This window comes from Actinomadura sp. NPDC047616, from assembly GCF_040642915.1.
Classification (GTDB): domain Bacteria; phylum Actinomycetota; class Actinomycetes; order Streptosporangiales; family Streptosporangiaceae; genus Spirillospora; species Spirillospora miaoliensis.
This window is the reverse complement of record NZ_JBEYTB010000008.1, coordinates 1-16,643: the sequence shown is the minus strand read 5'-3', so window position 1 is coordinate 16,643 and position 16,643 is coordinate 1. Positions and strand designations below refer to the sequence as shown.

Annotated in this window: 13 protein-coding genes and 1 pseudogene; 10 read left to right on the top strand and 4 right to left on the bottom strand. The window is 73.7% G+C overall.

From position 1 onward, the window contains the following. The 6 genes from ABZ801_RS19910 to ABZ801_RS19885 all read left to right on the top strand — a co-directional run bounded on the left by ABZ801_RS19910 (position 1) and on the right by ABZ801_RS19885 (position 5,784). Complete coding sequence (locus tag ABZ801_RS19910; RefSeq protein WP_360699566.1) at positions 1-1,458, top strand: aldehyde dehydrogenase family protein; 1,458 nt, start codon at positions 1-3, stop codon at positions 1,456-1,458. A gap of 143 nt (positions 1,459-1,601) precedes the next feature. After that, positions 1,602-2,321: an iron-containing redox enzyme family protein gene (locus ABZ801_RS19905; protein WP_344939788.1), complete on the top strand. Its 720-nt coding sequence runs from the start codon at positions 1,602-1,604 to the stop codon at positions 2,319-2,321. Between the two features lie 147 nt (positions 2,322-2,468). After that, the gene (locus ABZ801_RS19900; RefSeq protein WP_344939786.1) at positions 2,469-2,804 is read left to right on the top strand and encodes a Rieske 2Fe-2S domain-containing protein; all 336 of its coding nucleotides are present in this window, start codon (positions 2,469-2,471) and stop codon (positions 2,802-2,804) included. Continuing rightward, entirely contained in the window at positions 2,804-4,015 is a 1,212-nt protein-coding gene (locus ABZ801_RS19895; protein ID WP_360699563.1) for an FAD-dependent oxidoreductase, read from the top strand. The genes ABZ801_RS19900 and ABZ801_RS19895 overlap by 1 nt, the downstream gene beginning before the upstream one ends. A 10-nt stretch (positions 4,016-4,025) precedes the next feature. Continuing rightward, complete coding sequence (locus tag ABZ801_RS19890) at positions 4,026-4,439, top strand: non-heme iron oxygenase ferredoxin subunit (protein ID WP_360699561.1); 414 nt, start codon at positions 4,026-4,028, stop codon at positions 4,437-4,439. Beyond that, entirely contained in the window at positions 4,423-5,784 is a 1,362-nt protein-coding gene (locus ABZ801_RS19885) for an MFS transporter (protein ID WP_360699559.1), read from the top strand. Before ABZ801_RS19890 ends, ABZ801_RS19885 begins: the two co-directional genes overlap by 17 nt. A 49-nt stretch (positions 5,785-5,833) precedes the next feature. Here ABZ801_RS19885 and ABZ801_RS19880 read toward each other — a convergent pair whose 3' ends face one another. After that, positions 5,834-7,783 carry a helix-turn-helix domain-containing protein gene (locus ABZ801_RS19880; protein ID WP_360699557.1) on the bottom strand — a complete coding sequence of 650 codons (1,950 nt, stop codon included), beginning with the start codon at positions 7,781-7,783 and terminating at the stop codon, positions 5,834-5,836. Positions 7,784-8,031: 248 nt separating this feature from the next. Here ABZ801_RS19880 and ABZ801_RS19875 point away from each other — a divergent pair, with 248 nt between their 5' ends. Next, positions 8,032-8,493 (top strand): heme-binding protein, encoded by a 462-nt coding sequence (locus ABZ801_RS19875; RefSeq protein WP_360699555.1) that lies wholly within the window; start codon positions 8,032-8,034, stop codon positions 8,491-8,493. A gap of 7 nt (positions 8,494-8,500) precedes the next feature. On the opposite strand, the gene ABZ801_RS19870 is transcribed toward ABZ801_RS19875, so the two are convergent. The 3 genes from ABZ801_RS19870 to ABZ801_RS19860 all read right to left on the bottom strand — a co-directional run bounded on the left by ABZ801_RS19870 (position 8,501) and on the right by ABZ801_RS19860 (position 12,833). Then, a complete protein-coding gene (locus ABZ801_RS19870; RefSeq protein WP_360699553.1) occupies positions 8,501-9,979 on the bottom strand; it encodes an amidase in 1,479 nt (492 codons plus the stop codon). A 23-nt stretch (positions 9,980-10,002) separates the two neighbouring features. Continuing rightward, a complete protein-coding gene (locus ABZ801_RS19865; RefSeq protein WP_360699551.1) occupies positions 10,003-11,574 on the bottom strand; it encodes a hypothetical protein in 1,572 nt (523 codons plus the stop codon). A 374-nt stretch (positions 11,575-11,948) separates the two neighbouring features. Continuing rightward, positions 11,949-12,833 (bottom strand): helix-turn-helix domain-containing protein, encoded by an 885-nt coding sequence (locus ABZ801_RS19860; protein WP_360699549.1) that lies wholly within the window; start codon positions 12,831-12,833, stop codon positions 11,949-11,951. A gap of 69 nt (positions 12,834-12,902) precedes the next feature. On the opposite strand from ABZ801_RS19860, the gene ABZ801_RS19855 reads away from it, so the two are divergent. From ABZ801_RS19855 to ABZ801_RS19845, 3 genes and pseudogenes are all read left to right on the top strand, one after another. Then, positions 12,903-14,114 carry a cytochrome P450 gene (locus ABZ801_RS19855; protein ID WP_360699547.1) on the top strand — a complete coding sequence of 404 codons (1,212 nt, stop codon included), beginning with the start codon at positions 12,903-12,905 and terminating at the stop codon, positions 14,112-14,114. A gap of 71 nt (positions 14,115-14,185) precedes the next feature. Beyond that, positions 14,186-14,815, top strand: a pseudogene (locus tag ABZ801_RS19850) (iron reductase); the annotation flags it as partial. Positions 14,816-14,986: 171 nt separating this feature from the next. Next, positions 14,987-16,552 (top strand): ABC transporter substrate-binding protein, encoded by a 1,566-nt coding sequence (locus tag ABZ801_RS19845; RefSeq protein WP_360699545.1) that lies wholly within the window; start codon positions 14,987-14,989, stop codon positions 16,550-16,552. Positions 16,553-16,643 lie beyond the last annotated feature (91 nt).

Sequence of the window (16,643 nt, the reverse complement as noted above, 5' to 3'; positions counted from 1 at the left end):
ATGCAGACCCGACCGCACACCGGGCTCAACCTCGTCGCGGGGGAGTGGACGCCCGCCGCCGGCGGCCGCACCTTCGCCCGCCGCAACCCGGCCGACCAGGACGACGTGGTCGGCGAGTTCCCCGACTCCTCGGCCGCCGACATGCGCGCCGCGGTCGCCGCCGTCGCCGAGGGCGCCGCCGAGTGGGCCGCCGCGCCGGCCGAGCGCCGCGCCGCGGTGCTGGAGGCCGCCGCCGCGTGGCTGGAGGAACGAGCGGAGCAGCTCACCGCCGAACTGGTGCGTGAGGAGGGCAAGACCCGCGCCGAGGCGGCGATCGAGACGAGCCGCACGCCCAAGAACCTGCGCTACTACGCGGGCGAGGCGCTGCGCATCACGGGCCGCAGTTATCCGGCGGACGACGGTGGGCTGGTTTACACCCGCCGGGAGCCGGTGGGCGTGGTCGGCGCCGTCACGCCGTGGAACTTCCCGCTCAACATCCCGTCCCGCAAGATCGGCCCCGCGCTGGCCGCCGGGAACGGGGTGGTGTTCAAACCCTCGCCGGTCACCCCGCTCATGGCGCAGCGGCTCGTGGAGGCGCTGCTGGCGGGCGGACTGCCGCCGCGCGTCATCGCCCTCGTCCACGGCGGCGCGGAGCCGGGGGCCGCGCTCGCCGCCGACCCGCACGTGGCGGCGGTGACGTTCACCGGTTCCACCGCGGCCGGGCGCGCCGTGCACGCGGCGGTCGGGCCGTCGCGGCGCTGCCAGCTGGAGATGGGCGGTAAGAACCCCGTCATCGTCCTGGAAGACGCCGACCTTGACCGCGCCGCCCAGATCGTCGCCAAGGGCGCGTTCGGGCTCAGCGGCCAGGCGTGCACCGGCACCAGCCGTGTCATCGTCCACGAATCGGTCCACGACGCCCTGCTGGAACGGGTCGTCCGGCTGGCCGAGGCGCGGACGGTCGGCGACGGCATGCGCCCCGGCGTCGACATGGGCCCGCTGGCCGCCGACTTCCAACTCCGCAAGGTCCTGGAGTACGTGCGCGTCGGCGAGGAGGAAGGGGCCAAGCTCGTGACCGGCGGACGCCGGCCGGACGGGCCCGGACTCGACCGGGGCCTGTTCGTGACCCCGGCCGTCTTCGCGGACGTCACCCCGGACATGCGGATCGCCCGCGAGGAGATCTTCGGGCCGGTGCTGGCCTTCCAGCGCGCCGCCGATCTCGACGAGGCGATCACGCTCGCCGACGCCACCGAATACGGCCTTTCCGCGGGCATCGTGACCCGCGACCTGGACCGCGCCCTCACCTTCGCCGCGCGCGTCCGCAGCGGCCTGGTCAAGGTCAACCAGCCGACCACGGGAATGGCGATGACCGTGCCCTTCGGCGGCCTCAAGGAATCCAGCACGCAGACATTCAAGGAACAGGCCGGTGAATCGATGATGCTCTTCTACACCCAGGAGAAGAGCGTCTACATCTCGCCGTGACCGGCGGCGTCACGGCGACCCCGGGACGGGGCGTGGCGCCGCCTCGTGCAAGGTGCACACCGGATCCGCCCGGCGCTGTGCGCTCCGGCCATGGCAGGCGACCCCGGCGCGCTTTTAGCTTGACGGAGAGAAAGGAGCCCAAAATGGCGGAACTGCTGTCCAAGGAAGAATTCCGTAAGGAACTCGAGAATGCCATCAAGGGGCGGGAGGCGAAGAACGCCTCGTTCAGCCGCGCCTGGGCGGAAGGGGAGCTGAAGCGCGAGCACTTCGCCCGCTGGGCGGAGAACCACTACCACTACGTGGGCCCGTTCGCCGACTACCTGGGCTACGTCTACGCCAACACCCCCGACCAGTTCACCGGCGCCAAGGACTTCACCCTCCAGAACATGTACGAGGAGGAGCTGGCCGACATCCGGCACACCGACCTCCTCATCCGGTTCGCCGAGGCGTGCGGCACCACCCGTGAGCGGGTCGAGGACCCGGCCAACATGAACCCCATCACCCGCGGCCTGCAGGCGTGGTGCTACTCGGTCGCGATGCGCGAGCACTTCGTGGTCGCCACCGCCGCGCTGGTCGTCGGGCTGGAGTCGCAGGTGCCCAGCATCTACAAGAAGCAGATCGTGCCGCTGCGCGAGGTGTACGGCTTCACCGAGGACGAGATCGAGTTCTTCGACCTGCACATCACCTCCGACGTGGTGCACGGCGAGCGCGGCTACCAGATCGTGCTCGACCACGCCGACACGCCGGAACTCCAGCAGCGCTGCCTGCAGATGTGCCGGTGGGGCGCGGAGATGCGCTTCTCCTACACGCAGGGCCTCTACGACTACTACGTCAAGCCGGACCTGGTGGGGTCCGGCGCCTGACGGACCGGCCGCGGCCGGGCGGCGGTGGGGCGCGTCCCGCCGCCGCCCGGCCCCGCAGCACCCGGACCCGCCCCGCGCGGTACCCGGAGCGGGTCGGGGCCGGGTCCGCGGCGGACCGCCCCGCAACGAGGAACGGAACGGAGAGAGATGACGACGGACCACTGGGTCGAGGCCGCGGCCCTGGCGGACGTGCGCCGCCGCCGGCGGCTCGCGGTCACCGTCGCCGGACGGCACATCGCGCTGTTCCTGGTCGGCGAGACCGTGTACGCGCTCGACGACCTGTGCGTGCACAAGCAGCGCCGGCTGACCAAGGGCACCCTGCTGTACGGGCGCGTGATCTGCCCCGGGCACCAGTGGAAGATCGACCCGGAGACCGGCCGCGTCGAGGACCGCGAGGAGTGCCAGCCCACCTACGCCGTGCGCGTCGACGGCGGGACCGTCTACGTGGACCCGCGGCCGCGCGTCCCCACCAAGGAGTCGTGATGATCGAGTCCGTCCTCGTGGTCGGCGCGGGGCAGGCCGCCGCCGTCGCCGCCCGCACGCTGCGCCGCCGCGGCTTCGACGGCCGCCTCACCCTGGTCGGGGAGGAGCCCGAGGCGCCCTACCAGCGGCCGCCGCTGTCCAAGGACTACCTGGCCGGCGACCAGGACCGGGACGAGCTGTTCCTGCTCACCCCGAGGTGGTGCGCCGACAACGCCGTCGAACTGCGGACCGGCACCCGGGTCGCCGCCATCCGCCCCGCCGACCGCGCGGTCGAGTACGCCGACGGCACGGTCCAGACGGCCGGCGTCGTGCTGGTCGCGACCGGAGGACGCCCCCGCCGGCTGCCCGGCGTGGCGGGCGACCGCGTCCGCTACCTGCGCACCGTCGCCGACGCCGACCGGTTGCGCGCCGAGCTGCGGCCGGGAGCGCGGGTCATCGTCATCGGCGCCGGGTTCGTCGGCTCGGAGGTCGCCTCCACCGCCCGCGCGCTGGGCGCCGAGGTCACCGTGGTCGAGCAGGCGGGGCAGCCGTTCGGGCACGTCCTCGGCGAGCCGGTGGGCGACGCGCTCGCCGCCCTCCAGCGCGACGCCGGCGTGGATCTGCGCACCGGCGAGAAGGTCGAGACGTACCGCGAGACGGCGGACGCGGCCGTGATCACCACCAGTGGCGGCGCCACCGTCGAGGGCGATCTGGTCGTGGTCGGCGCGGGCATGGTGCCCAACGTCGAACCCGTCGCCGGGACCGGCGTCGAGATCGCCGGCGGCATCGTCGTGGACGAGTACTGCCGCACGACCCAGGAGGGCGTGTACGCCGCCGGCGACGTCACCGTCTTCCACCACCCGCTCGCGGGCCGGCGGATCCGCGCCGAGCACTTCGACAACGCCAACGCGCAGGGCATGGCCGTCGCCAAGACCATCCTCGGCCGCGAGACCGCGCACACCGCGCCGCCCTGGTTCTGGTCCGACCAGTTCGACCGCAACCTGCAGTGCGCCGGGTTCACCGGCGGCGCCGACCGGCTGGTCGTGCGCGGCCGGGTCGAGGACTTCGACTTCGCCGCGTTCTACCTGGCCGGGGGCGTGCTGCGAGGCGTGTTCGCCGTCGACCGCGGCGGCGAGGTCGCGGTGGCGCGCGAGCTGATCGCCGCGGGCGCCGCCCCCGATCCGGACGTCCTGCGCGACGAGGACGCCGACCTGACCGACCTGCTGAGCTGAGGAGCCCGCGATGGAGTCCGCCGAGTTGCCCGAGTCCCCCGCGACCGGAGCGGGCGAAGCCCCCGAGTACCAGTACGTGGCCCGGTCGGGGCAGGTGCCCGAAGGCGTGGTCCGCCGCTTCTTCGTCGGGGAGGCCGAGATCGCCGTCGCCCGCTCGGAGGGCGTGGTGCACGCGATGTCGAACTACTGCACGCACCTGGACTGCCTGCTGTCCTCCGGGCGCGTGACCGAGGACGGGCTGCTGTGCTCCTGCCACGGCAGCGTCTTCGACTTCGCCGACGGCGAGCCGATCACGCCGCCCGCCACCCGTCCCGTGCGGGTCTACCCGGTGCGGGAGGAGGACGGCAGGATCCTGGTGGCCATCCCGCCGGGCGTGGAGCAGCCCGGCCCGCGACGCCGGCGGCAGGGTGTCCACCAGCGATGAACCGGCGGGACGCGGCCCCGGCGGGGGCCCGTGGGCCGCGCTCGTCCCCCTGCTGACCGGGACGTTCACCGGCACTGTCGCCAACACGATCGTCAACGTGCCGCTCAGCGACATCCTCGACGACCTCGGCGTCCGGGTGTCGGCCGGGTCGCTGCTGGTGGTCGCGTTCACCGTCACCTTCGCGGTGCTGCTGCCCGTCTCCGGCTGGGTCGGCGACCGGTACGGCCACCGCAGGGTGTTCGCCGCCGCGATGGCGGTCCTCGGCGCGTCCTCGGCGGCCGCCGCCCTCGCCCCCGGCCTGCCCGCGCTCGTCGCGGCACGGGCCGTGCAGGGGGTCGCGACCGCCGCCATGCTCCCGACCGTGATGGCGCTCATCGTGACGCTGTTCCCCGGCGGCGGGCGGGGCCGGGCGCTGGCGCTGTGGGCCGCGGCCAACGGCGTCGGGCAGGCGGCCGGGCCGACCCTCGGCGGCGGGCTCGCCACCTGGTTCGGCTGGCGCGCGGTGTTCTGGCCCGTCGTCCCGCTGGGACTGGCGGCGGCCGTGCTCGCCCTGCGGCTGGTACCGCGCGACCGGCCCCGGCGGGTCCCGCTCGACTGGCGGGGCGCCGTCCTGCTGACCCTCGCCGCCGCGCTCGGCCTGGGCGCGGCGTCCGCCGTCGCCCCGCTGGGCCTGTCCTCCCCGCTGGTGTGGCTGGGCGCGCCCGCCGGGCTGCTGGCCGCCGTGGCCTTCCTGCTCACCGAACGCGGCCGGGCCGACGCGTTCCTGCCGCCGCGGCTGCTGCTGGAGGTCCGGTATCTGCGGTCGTGCCTGACCGTGCTGGCGCAGATGTTCTGCCTCGGCGCGACGCTGCTCGGCGTCCCGCTCTACCTGACGACCGAACGGCACGTGGCGACCTTCGCCGCGGGCGGGCTGCTGCTGTGCCTGCCGATCGCGATGTCGGTCCTCGCGCCGGTCGTCGGCGTCCTCATGGAGCGGGCCGGTCCTCGCCGGGTGCTGCGCGGCGGGCTGGTGCTGCTGGTCGCCGGGCAGGCGCTGGTGTGCGCGGTCTTCGTCGTCCACGCCGCCGTCCCGTGGCTGCTGGCCGCGCTGCTGCTCACGGGCGCGGGCGTGGCGCTGGTGCAGACCCCGGCGGCGACCGGCGCGACCCGTTCGCGGGCGGGCGGGTACGGCGCCGGGCTCGGCCTGTTCAACCTGCTGCGCTTCGGCGGCTCGGCGCTGGGCGCGGCGTGGGTCGCGGCCGTGCTGGACCGGGGCCCGGCGTTCGGCGCCGTCTTCGCCGGCTGCGCCGCGATCGCGGTGCTCGGGCTGCTGGCGTCGTTCGCCGGCCGCGCCCCCGCCGCGTAGCGCCTCCCGCACGCACGACCGGGTTTTCCGGTTTCGCGGTGACGTGCCGTCAGGTGCCCGCGCGGGGCGTCCGCCGTCGCCCGGGGCCGTCACTGCCTTCTCTGGCCCGCGCCGTCCGTGCCGCCTCGCCGCCGTCGCCCGGCGCGCGCCCCTGGGCGTCGCCGGCGGGCGGGGACAGCTCGTCGGCGAGGGTCTGGGTGACCGAGCTCAGCGTCTCGATGTGGTGCGCGAGCCAGAACATGAACTGCGCCTCGGCCGTGCGGATGTCCATGCGCAGCGCTCGCGAGGCGCGGTCGAGCTTGTACAGCATCGTGTTGCGGTGCAGGTTGAGGGAGCGCGCCGCGGCGTTCAGGTTCCCGGACGCCCTGATGTAGGCGAGCACGATCGCCTCCAGGTCGTCGCCGCCCGCCTGCCGCAACGGGGACAGCGTCTCCCTCGCGAACACCTGCCCCTCGGCGCTGCCCGCCGCCTCCTTGAGCGCCGCGAAGACCCGCAGGTCGTCGTAACCGCACACGTGGTCGGCGCCGGTGTGCCAGGCCAGCCCCATCGCCAGCCGGGCCTCGTAGTAGCTGGTGGCGACCCCGGCCGCGCCCCGGCCCGGACGGCCGTGGGTCACCCGCAGGTCGTCGCCCAGCGCGTCCAGCAGCCGCCGCCGCAGCCGCCGGGCGAACCGGCCCGCCTCCTGCCGCCCGGCCAGCGGGTCGTCGTCGGACGCCAGCTGCCGGATGACCACGATCGTGGAGCCGATCGCGGCGGTCAGCGTGGTGCCCTCCGGCTCCATGGACTGCGCGATCCGGGCGGCGGTGAGCGTGTGGCGCAGGTAGTCCCGGCCGACCGGCAGCAGCGAGGACGCCGCCACCACGTGCACCGCGAAGTGCCCCGTCACGTCGAACCCGTGGTGGCGGGCGCGGGCGCCCAGCTCGTAGGGGTCGGCGAACCGGCCGTGCACCAGCGCCTCGACGAAGTCGCCCCGGGCCCGCTCCTCGGCCGCCCGTACCGAGCGCTGCCGCAGCATCTCCGATCCGGTCAGCGTCGCGCCGTGCTCGGCGATGACGCGGTGCTGGGCCAGGTCGTGCTCGTCGGGCGGCCAGGATCGCTCGATCATGACCAGCCGCCCGTACGGCTCGCCGCCCACCACGATGGGGGTGACCAGCACGCGCACCGGGGCGCGGCCGGGAGCGGGCCGCAGGTCCAGCTCGACCGGATGGGCACCGCCCCCCGCTCCGTCGCCGGCCGCGGACGGAGATCCGGCCGGGGGCAGCGCGGCGATGATCGGCCCGGGATCGCTCGCCGCGCCGTCCGGCGGCTCCTCCCAGGCCAGCCGCTCGCCGTCCTCGTCCAGGATGAGCACCGGGCAGCGGGACAGGCTGGCGATCGCGTGCGCCATGGCGGGGACGCCGGTGCCGCGGGCGAGGACGTCGGCGAGGGTGCGGTGCACGCGGGCGCCGTACTCCAGGACGTGCGAGGTCTGCGCCAGCGCCTTCTGCCCGACGAGCCGGCTCACCGTCCGGTAGTCGGCCTCCTCGCGCAGGCACAGCAGCGGGATCCCGGCGCGGTCGGCGGCCCTGGCGGCGGCCTTCAGGTCGGACCAGGTGCCCGGGGGCTGCCAGGCCAGCAGCGCGGCGGCGCCGCGCCGGGCCAGCTCCTGGACCAGCGCGCCCGGACCGTCCGCCCCCTCGGCGGCGGCCAGCACGGTCGCGGGCAGGTGCACGGCGATGCCCGGCAGGTCCGCCGCGCCGGCGGTGTCCTCGGCGTAGCGCCGCGTCTCCGAGAGCGGCAGGCACCAGGCGACCCGGCGGTCCAGCCCGGCCGCGCCCGCGACCAGGCCGCCGCGCAGCAGCGGCTCGGCGAGCAGGGCGCCGACGGTGATCCGGCCCTCGGCGTCCGCGCCGTCGTCACCGGGGGGAGGGGCCGCCGCCGGGACGGCGCCGCCGGGGGCGGTGCCGGGCGCGTCGCCGAGGTGGTCCGGGGAGGCGGTCTCCGCATGCTGATGTGCCATGTGCCCACATCCTGTCCCGATAGTTCGGCAAAGTGTACATAGTCCGGTTTGCCGAGGTCCCGGAGACTGACTGCCGTGACCGCGGGACGGGACGGGCGGGCGAGGGCAGGGAATCCTTTTTCCGCTCCTCTCATTTTGCGGCATCGAATCGGACGGGGCAATACCCCGAATGGCGGGAGAACGGCACCGGCCGACGGCGCACGGCAATTCATTGATTCCGTGAATCGGGAACAGAGAGGAAGCGAAGAATGCAGACCGTTCATCGGCTCACCCTGGAGGACGCCCTGGTGCTGCTGGAGGCCGCCGAGGCCGAGGCGGAGCGGATCGGGGTCAAGGAGACGATCTGCATCGCCGACGACGGCGCGCACCCGATCGCCCTGCACCGCATGACCGGGGCCCGGCTGACCGGGGTGGAGATCGCCATCGCCAAGGCGTTCACCGCCGCCGGCCACCAGCGCGACACCCACAAGTTCAACGAGCCGCCGAACGGGCCCGCGCTGCCCGGCAACGAGGCATTTGGCATCAGCCACATGCACCCCGGGAAGTTCGCCATCTTCGTCGGCGGCTTCCCGATCGTTTACGAAGGCCAGGTCATCGGCGCGGTCGGCGTCAGCGGCGGCAACGGCGAACAGGACAAGGCGGTGGGGGCGGCGGCCCTGCGCGCCTTCGAGGAGAAGATCGCGCCCCGGGCCGCCGCCACGTCCGGCTGAACCGGGCTCAACGGGACGGGGCGGGCGGCGGCCACAGGCCGAGCCCCTCGACGGCCGCCGCCGCCGCCAGCACCCGCACGTCCTCGTGCCGCCGCCCGACGATCTGCAGGCCCACCGGGGCGCCTCCCGCCGTCCCGGCCGGCACCGAGATCGCCGGATGCCCCGACAGGTTGAACGGGAACGTGACCGCCAGCGCGCCCCAGTGGTCCACCGGACGCCCCGCGATCTCGGTCGGCATCGGCCCCTCGGCGGGGAACGCGGGCACCTGCGTGGCCGGGGTGAGCAGCAGGTCGAACCGGTCGAACGCGGCGGCCAGCGCCGCCACCAACCGCGCCCTGGTCTCGTGCGCGTCCACCAGGGCGTCGGCGTCCAGCGCCGCCGCCGCGTCCCCGTAGCGGCGCACGGTGGCATGGACGGCGCGGAGCCGGCCGGGCGGCGCGGCCCGCAGCTCGGCGTGCACGTCCGGCACCGACAGGGTGCGGAACGCCGCGCCGCACGCCGCCTCCAGGTCCACCTCGGCGGGCACGCGGCGCGCGCCGGTGGCCGCGACGAACGCCTCCGCCGCCGCCTGCACCACCGCCGCCACCTCCGGATCGCACGGCGCGTTCCCCAGATCCGGCGTCCACGCCACCCGCAACCCGCGCAGGTCGACCCCGGCCAGCGCCGTCTCGAACGGCTCGGCGGGCGCGGGCAGCGAGGACCGGTCGTACTCGTCGCTGCCGCAGACGCAGTCCAGGAACCGCGCGGTGTCCCGCACCGTGCGGGTCAGGACGCCGTAGTGGTCGTTCTCGGCCGTCCCCCGGTGGTACGGCCCGCGCGGCACCCGCCCGTAGGTGCCCTTGAAACCGACGAGACCGCAGTACGACGCGGGGATCCGCAGCGAGCCGGCGCCGTCCGTGCCGGTGGCGACGGGGACCATCCCGGCCGCCACCGCCGCCGCCGAGCCGCCGCTGGAACCGCCCGGAGTCAGCGCCGGGTTCCATGGGTTGCGGGTGACCCCGTGCAGCGACGACGCGGTGAACGACGCGCGCCCGAACTCCGGCGACGCCGTCAGCCCGACCGGGATCGCCCCCGCCGCGACGGCCCGCGCCACCAGCGTGGAGGTGTGCCCGGCGATCCGGTCGGCGTGCAGCGCGCTGCCCATGGCGTACGGCCAGCCCGCCACCGCGTGCAACTCCTTGACGCCCAACGGGACGCCCGCCAGCGGCCCCGGATCGACGCCCCGGGCCACCATGGCGTCGATCTCGCGCGCCCGCTCACGTGCGCCGTCCTCGTCGACGTGCACGAACGCGCCCAGCTCCGGATCCAGCTCGGCGATGCGGGCCAGCGCCGCGTCGACCACCTCGCGGGCGGCCAGCGCGCCCGTGCGGACCAGCTCGGCCGTCCCGGTGACGGTGCCGGCCCCCGCCGGATCCACCGGGTTCGGGACCGCGGCGCGGGAGGCCGTGCCGTTCGGGGACGTGGCGTCGTCCACGTGCGTGCTCATCGGGCTCCTCGTCTCCATCCCCGTCACAGTGCCACCGAGGCGATCGCCGTGGCCACCACCAGACCGGCGACCACGGGGACGAACAGCCGCCGCGCCAGCTCGACCACCGACACCCCGGTCAGCCCCGCGACCACGATCAGCGAGGACCAGATGACCAGCGTGCCGCCGCCGGTCCAGCTCGCGCCGTTCTGCGCGATCGCGGCCAGCGTCGACACGTCGGCGCCCGAGCCCTCGCCCAGCGAGTGCGCCAGCGACCCGGTGAACGGCAGCCCCGGCCAGCCGTTGCCGTCCAGCCCGATCACCATTCCGACCAGCAGCATCGCGAACGAGGCGAACACCGGCACGTGCGGGATGTACGGCTCCACGTGCTTGATCGCGTCCAGCAGGAACGCGGGGGCCCGCGCGTCCTCGGGCAGGCCGAGGATGTCGGCGGAGTAGTCCGACAGGCCCACGTAGACGAACCCGGCGACCGGGATGACCATCCCCATCGTGCGGAACGCGAAGGCGATGCCCTCGGTGAAGTGCTCGCAGACGTCCTCCAGCCAGTTCGCGCGGTTCGCGGTCAGCGCGATGACGACCAGCGCGAGCGCGGCGGTGCCGCCGACCAGCGGGGCGCCCTGCCCGTCGTCGATGTTCGGCACCAGCGAGGTGAACCGTCCCAGCAGCATGAAGACCAGCAGCGCCGCGAACACCAGCGGCACGGCCACGGCGATGATCCGCGCCCTGGACGGCGAGCCGGGGCCGGCGGCGTCCGCCGTGTCCTCCGAGCCGCCGCCCGCACCCTCGCCGGGGGCCGGTGAGGTGGTGAGCGTCGCCGCGGCTCCGCCCGTCGCCGCGGACGGCGCCGCGTCCGTCCCCGCCGCGGCGGCGGCGTTCGTGCCGGGAGACCCGGCCCCCACCGAGGTGCTCCCGGCGGAACCCGCCTCGGCGGCGGGCAGGACGACCAGGGCGGAGGCCATCGGGTCGAGCATCTTGGTCCGCACGTCCCGCAGGTAGGCCACCGCGAGCGCGACCACCCCGGCGATCAGCGAGATCACCATCGCCCGGTCCGCGATCGGCCCGGCCGGGACGTCGGCGCCCTCGGCCGACAGCGCCGGCGCCACGCCCATGATGTAGTCGGAGCTGAGGGCCATGCCCTGCCCGGTGATGGCGATCGCCAGCGCGGCCCCGAACGGCGCCAGCCCGGCCCGTACGGCGGCGGGCACCAGGATCGCCGCGATCAGCGGGAGCACCGGCGTCGGCCAGAACGACAGCGACAGCGCGTAGGTCACCACCGCGATGACCACGTACGCGACGTGGCCGTTGCGGAAGAACCGCCCGAGCGGCCGGACCATCATCGCGTCCGCGCCGAGCCGCCGCATCGCGCCGAGCATGGCGGTGACCAGGGCGATGATGACGAAGATCGGGAGCAGCTCCCGGGTGGCGAGGACGGCGGCGTTGAAGACCGAGCCGAGCCCGGTGACGACGCTGCCGCCGTAGGCGAGGCCGGTGACGAACGTGGCGACGACGGCCAGCGCCACCACGTTCCTCCGGGCCACCACGGTGGCGATGAGGGCGGCGAGGCCGAGCAGATAGATCCAGTGGGCAGCGGACAAAGCGGCACCTTCCAAGACGGGGGAAAGGCGGAGTCGGGGGAGGGGCGGCAGGATTTGTTAAGCGGAGTTTTCGGCATTGTTGCGGGCGGCGTTCCCGCCGGTTGACCGGCGGTGGGAGAGACTCTGGCCGATCGTTTATCGACGAACAATGAGAAAAGTGCACATCCGCCCGGCGGACAATTTGTGCAGGGTTCCGGACCCCGGCGCGCCGGCGACGCGGCCGGGGCGGTGCACGAAGCGCGGCGCCGTCACGCAGAGTAGGTCATGCGATCACACATGGAGAGCATCCCTGGTCTCGGCGACCTGGCCGTGCGGTGCGGGCGTCCGGCGGCCGTCCCGCGGAAGAGCGGGTGCTCGGTTGGGCGGGCGCGAACTCAACGGGCCGTCTGGCTGAGCCGGTCGGCCGTGCGGCGCAGTTCCGTCATGTAGTGCCGGCGTTCGGCGCGGCCCACGGCGGCGCGGAGCGGGCCCACCTGCAGCTCCCAGGTGGCGCGGCCGGCGGCGTCGAACACCGGGGCCACGAGGTGGCTCAGCGGAAGCGGGGCGTCGGCGGTGACGTCGGCGGCGCCGTAGGGGCGTCCGCTGATGTCGGCGAGCAGGGCCAGGACGCGTCCGCGAAGGTCCTGTGACGCGGGGTTGTCCGACAGGTGTTCGACCACCTCGGCCAGCACGTCGAGTGCGGCGGGGGCCGCGGCGTCGATGCCCCACAGCGCGACCCCGTCGGTCCGGATCTGCTCCAACACCTCGGCGAGCGCCGCGTGGCAGTCGGGTGGCGCGGTGGCGAGCCATTCCCGTTGCCGCTCCCGGCTGCTGAACGCCACCGACGCCGCCCCCGCGGGAGCGTGCAACGGCAGGACGGTGCCGGTGGTGATGCCCGCGGGAAGACGGCCCTCGCCCGCGGTGACCGCCACGAACGTCAAGCCGTTCGGAGTGACCAGGCCCAACGCCACGCCGCAGCCCACGCGTTCGGACAGCCGGCGAATCGCCTCGTCGGCACCGTCCGGAGCCGCCGGACGGCCGCAGGTGAGGGCGATGGCGGCCAGGCGCGGGCCGGGCTCGTAGGTGAGGTCGGGCAGCCGTCGCGCCCAGGCGCGGTCGGCGAGCGTGCCGAGAATCGCGCCGACGGTCGAGCGGCTGAGCCCGAGGGCGTCCGCGACCTCGGCGGCGCTGACCGGCTTCCGCCGTGCGGCGAGGAGTTCCACCACCGCGATCGCGCGGTCGGTCGGCGGGGACGCCGGCCGGCCCTTGCCATCCACCACCGGCCCTCCTAGCCTCGAATGCGACTATTCATCTCATCGATACGAATATTCGTATCACGGGAGGACGCGATGGGCACCCGACCGCTCGCGGACGCCGTCGACGTCAACGGTGTCGACTTCGCGTTCGAGGACGTCCCGGCCCTTCATGAACTCCTCGCCGACCTGCGCGCGGTGCGGCCGTACGCGATCGTCCCGTTCGCGGGCGCGCATGCGGTCCTGCTGCTCACGCACGAGCTGGTCGGCGCGGCGTTCAGGGACGAGGAGACCTTCCCGGCGGCGGCGATCTACCCGCTGACGACCGGCCCCGTGCTCGGCAGGACCCTGCAGTGCATGAGCGGAACCGAGCACCGGATCAACCGCGCCGTCGCCTCGCCGCCGTTCCGCCGCAACCGGGTCGCCCGGTACGTCGAGCCGGTTCTCGAGCCGCTGGCCCACGAGCTGGTCGACCGCTTCGCCGAACGCGGCGAGGCCGACCTGGTCGCCGAGTTCACCACCCGCTATCCCGTCCTGGTCATCAGCCGGTTGCTCGGCCTGCCGGTGGAGGACGAGAGCACGGTGCGCCGGTGGGCGCACGACCTGTTCTACTTCCCCTTCGAGCCGGACGCGGCGATGACGGCCTCAGGGGAGTTCACCGAGTACATCGGCCCGATCCTGGCGGAACGGCGACGCCGCCCCGGCGACGACCTGGTCTCCATGCTGGTCACCGAATCCGTCGACGGCAACCGGCTCGGCGACGAGGAGGTGTTCGCGTTCCTGCGGCTGCTGTTCCCCGCGGGTGCCGACACCACCATGCTCGCGCTCGCCAACACGCTGACCGCGCTGCTGACCCATCCGGACCAACTGGAGACGGTCGCCCGGGCCCCGGACGAGCACGTCGCCTGGGCGGTCTGGGAGGGGCTGCGCTGGGAGCCTCCGGTGGGCCTGCTGCCGCGTCTGTGCCCGCGGGCCACCACCTGGAACGGTATCGACATCCCCGCGGACACGCCGATGATTTTCTCGATCAACGCGGCGCTGCGCGATCCCGCCGTCTACCCCGACCCGCATCGCTTCGACATCACCCGACGCGAGACGGCGATGCTGGCCTTCGGCCAAGGCCCGCACACCTGCGCCGGAACATGGCTCGCGCTCGCCGAACTCACCACCGCCCTGTCCGTACTGCTGCAACGCCTCCCCAACCTCCGGCTGCAGGACGGGACAGAGGAGCACGTCCGCATCACCAGCCAGGTGGGCGCTGCCCTACGCGGTCCCACCGCCCTGCCCGCGCGTTGGAACACCGCCTGAACCCATGCGTCCCGCCGGTGGCTGCTCCACGAGGCCCCGGCAGTTCCGCCTCGGCGGCCGATGCCTGCGGCAACGAGGACCGGCACGGATGGGCCGGGCGGACCTGGAGCGCGTTCGTCGACACCTTCGTCCCCGGCGCGTATTCCAGCGGAACGGGAAAGGTCGCGATTTTCATCGGACTGCTGGCCTTCTACCTCGCCATCCCGCTCGGCCTCGCCTTCTACGCGCGCAGGTCGATCGGCGCGCGGGTCTGGCGGGTGCTGCACGCCTCGATCCTGGCGGTGTACGTGCTCAGCGTCTGGCACACCCTGCTGTACGGCACGAACGTGTGGTTCGACGGCTGGTTCCGCACCACCGTCTGGCTGCTTCAACTGCCCGTCGCGGCGCTGCTGCTGGTCCGGCTGCTGGCACCGGCGAGCCGCCCCGGGCGGGGCCGGCTCGATCTGCTGGGACGCGCCATAGGCCGCACCTGCGTCGCGGCGACGATCGTCGTGGTGCTCGTCGTGGCCGCCAGTGGCCGTGACGGCTGGCGCACTCCCGGCGTCGACGGCGCCGGGCTCAATGTCACGCGCACGCTGATCTGGATCGGGTTCGCGCTGTTCGCCGCCGGGGTCACCGCCTTCGTGTACCGAGCACAGCGCCTCACGTCCTCACGACAGGCCAGGGCGGAACGCGAGGAGGTCGAGACTTCACCCGCGTGATGCCGGGCGGGTCCCTGCGCTGCCGGGCGCCGGTGACCGGGTGCGCGAAGCCGCGCGCGGAGACGTGCCGCGGCGACCGGAACGGCGAACAGGACGGGAGCTTCGCGGTGCGAAGGCGCGGCCCAGTCGCGAATTGGTCGCTACTGCGCCTTGTTTGCAATAATGCGCCGCATGGTGAAACGTCCGGTTGTAGCCGTGATGGCCGTCGCCGTCGTCGTGGCGGCGTTCGCGTCGGCGTGCGGGCAGGGTGACGATCCCGCCTCGGGGAAGGACGGCGTGCTGACGTACGCGATCGGTGACGAGCCCGAGACGTTCAATCCGGGCCTGCAGGACGAGCACACCGATCCGGTGACCGAGCTGGTGTTCCGCGGGCTGACCCGGCACGACAAGGACAACAGGGTCGTCCCCGGGCTCGCGCGCTCCTGGCAAGTCGCGCCGGACGGCAAGAGCTACACCTTCGCGCTGCGGCCCGGCGTCAAGTGGCAGGACGGACGGCCGTTCACCGCCGACGACGTCAAGTTCACCATCGAGACCGTCAAGAACGCCGGCGCGGACTCGCCGCTGTCGCGCAACTTCGCGATGGTCCGCTCGGTCACCACGCCGGACCCGGCCACGGTGCGGCTGGAGCTGGACAGGCCGTTCGCGCCGATGCTGGACGCGTTGTCGATGGGGATGCTGCCCAAGCACCTGCTGCAGGGCAGGAAGCTCACCGATCCGGTGTTCGGCCGGCAGCCGGTGGGCACCGGGCCGTTCACGCTCACGACCTACAAGCCCGGCCAGTACGCCGAGCTGACCGCCTTCGACGGCTACTACGAGGGCAGGCCCGGCCTGAAGAAGATCGTCATCAAGTACGTGCCGGACGACTCGGCCCGGCTCATCCAGCTGCGCAACGGCGAGGTCGACGCCGCCAACCTCGCGCCCCAGCAGGCGGGCAAGGCCACCGGGCACCGCGTGGAGGTCTACCCGACGGCCGACTACCGGGCGCTGATGTTCAACATGACCAATCCGGTCTTCGCCGACCGCCGGGTGCGGCAGGCGATGAACCACGCCGTCGACCGCGACGCCATCACCAAGAGCGTCGTGCTGGGCTACGGCTCGCCCGCCAAGGGGCCGCTGGACACCAGCCCCTACGCCGCCGCCCCCGGTTTCGCCCACGACCCGGCCAAGGTCGGCGAGCTGATGCGGTCGGCCGGGTACGCCAAGAACGCCCAGGGCCTGTGGGCCAAGGACGGTAAGACGGTCCGGTTCGAGCTGAGCACGTTCGCCGAGGACTCGCTGCGGGTGGCCATCCTGAACGTGGCGGCCACCCAGCTCAAGCAGCAGGGCTTCGACGTGGTGCCCAACCCGCGTCCCAGGGACTGGGTGCGCAAGCATTGGGGTGACCTGCAGATGTTCGTGGTCGGCTGGGGCACCCCCTACGACCCCGACTCCTCGGTGTACGGGCCGTTCGCCTCCTCCCAGGCGCTGTCCAAGGGCGGCTCCAACTACGGCTCCTACGCCAACCCCGCCGCCGACAAGGCGCTGGAGGAGGGCCGTTCCACCCTGGATCCGGCCAAGCGCAAGGCCGCCTACACCGCCTTCCAGCAGGCCCTGCAGGACGACCCGCCGTTCGTGTGGATCGCCTACCTCAAGACCATCAACGCCGTGCCGAAGAACCTGACCGGGCCGGCCCAGCGCACCCTCGGTCACCACGGCTACGGCTTCTTCTGGAACGCCGAGACCTGGCGCTACAACTAGATGATTGATTCCAAGCTGTCTGGTTGCGGTCAGTGATCGTAGGCGGTCAGGGATCGGGCGGTGGGCTGGGCGGTTTTGTCGTTGTGCCAGA

Bases quoted from the DNA above. Each gene is read 5' to 3' on its own strand.
- ABZ801_RS19855 (WP_360699547.1), top strand. From the start codon at position 12,903: ATGGGCACCCGACCGCTCGCGGACGCCGTCGACGTCAACGGTGTCGAC.
- ABZ801_RS19895 (WP_360699563.1), top strand. From the start codon at position 2,804: ATGATCGAGTCCGTCCTCGTGGTCGGCGCGGGGCAGGCCGCCGCCGTC.
- ABZ801_RS19880 (WP_360699557.1), bottom strand. From the start codon at position 7,783: ATGGCACATCAGCATGCGGAGACCGCCTCCCCGGACCACCTCGGCGAC.
- ABZ801_RS19905 (WP_344939788.1), top strand. From the start codon at position 1,602: ATGGCGGAACTGCTGTCCAAGGAAGAATTCCGTAAGGAACTCGAGAAT.
- ABZ801_RS19875 (WP_360699555.1), top strand. From the start codon at position 8,032: ATGCAGACCGTTCATCGGCTCACCCTGGAGGACGCCCTGGTGCTGCTG.
- ABZ801_RS19910 (WP_360699566.1), top strand. From the start codon at position 1: ATGCAGACCCGACCGCACACCGGGCTCAACCTCGTCGCGGGGGAGTGG.
- ABZ801_RS19845 (WP_360699545.1), top strand. From the start codon at position 14,987: ATGGTGAAACGTCCGGTTGTAGCCGTGATGGCCGTCGCCGTCGTCGTG.
- ABZ801_RS19900 (WP_344939786.1), top strand. From the start codon at position 2,469: ATGACGACGGACCACTGGGTCGAGGCCGCGGCCCTGGCGGACGTGCGC.
- ABZ801_RS19870 (WP_360699553.1), bottom strand. From the start codon at position 9,979: ATGAGCACGCACGTGGACGACGCCACGTCCCCGAACGGCACGGCCTCC.
- ABZ801_RS19890 (WP_360699561.1), top strand. From the start codon at position 4,026: ATGGAGTCCGCCGAGTTGCCCGAGTCCCCCGCGACCGGAGCGGGCGAA.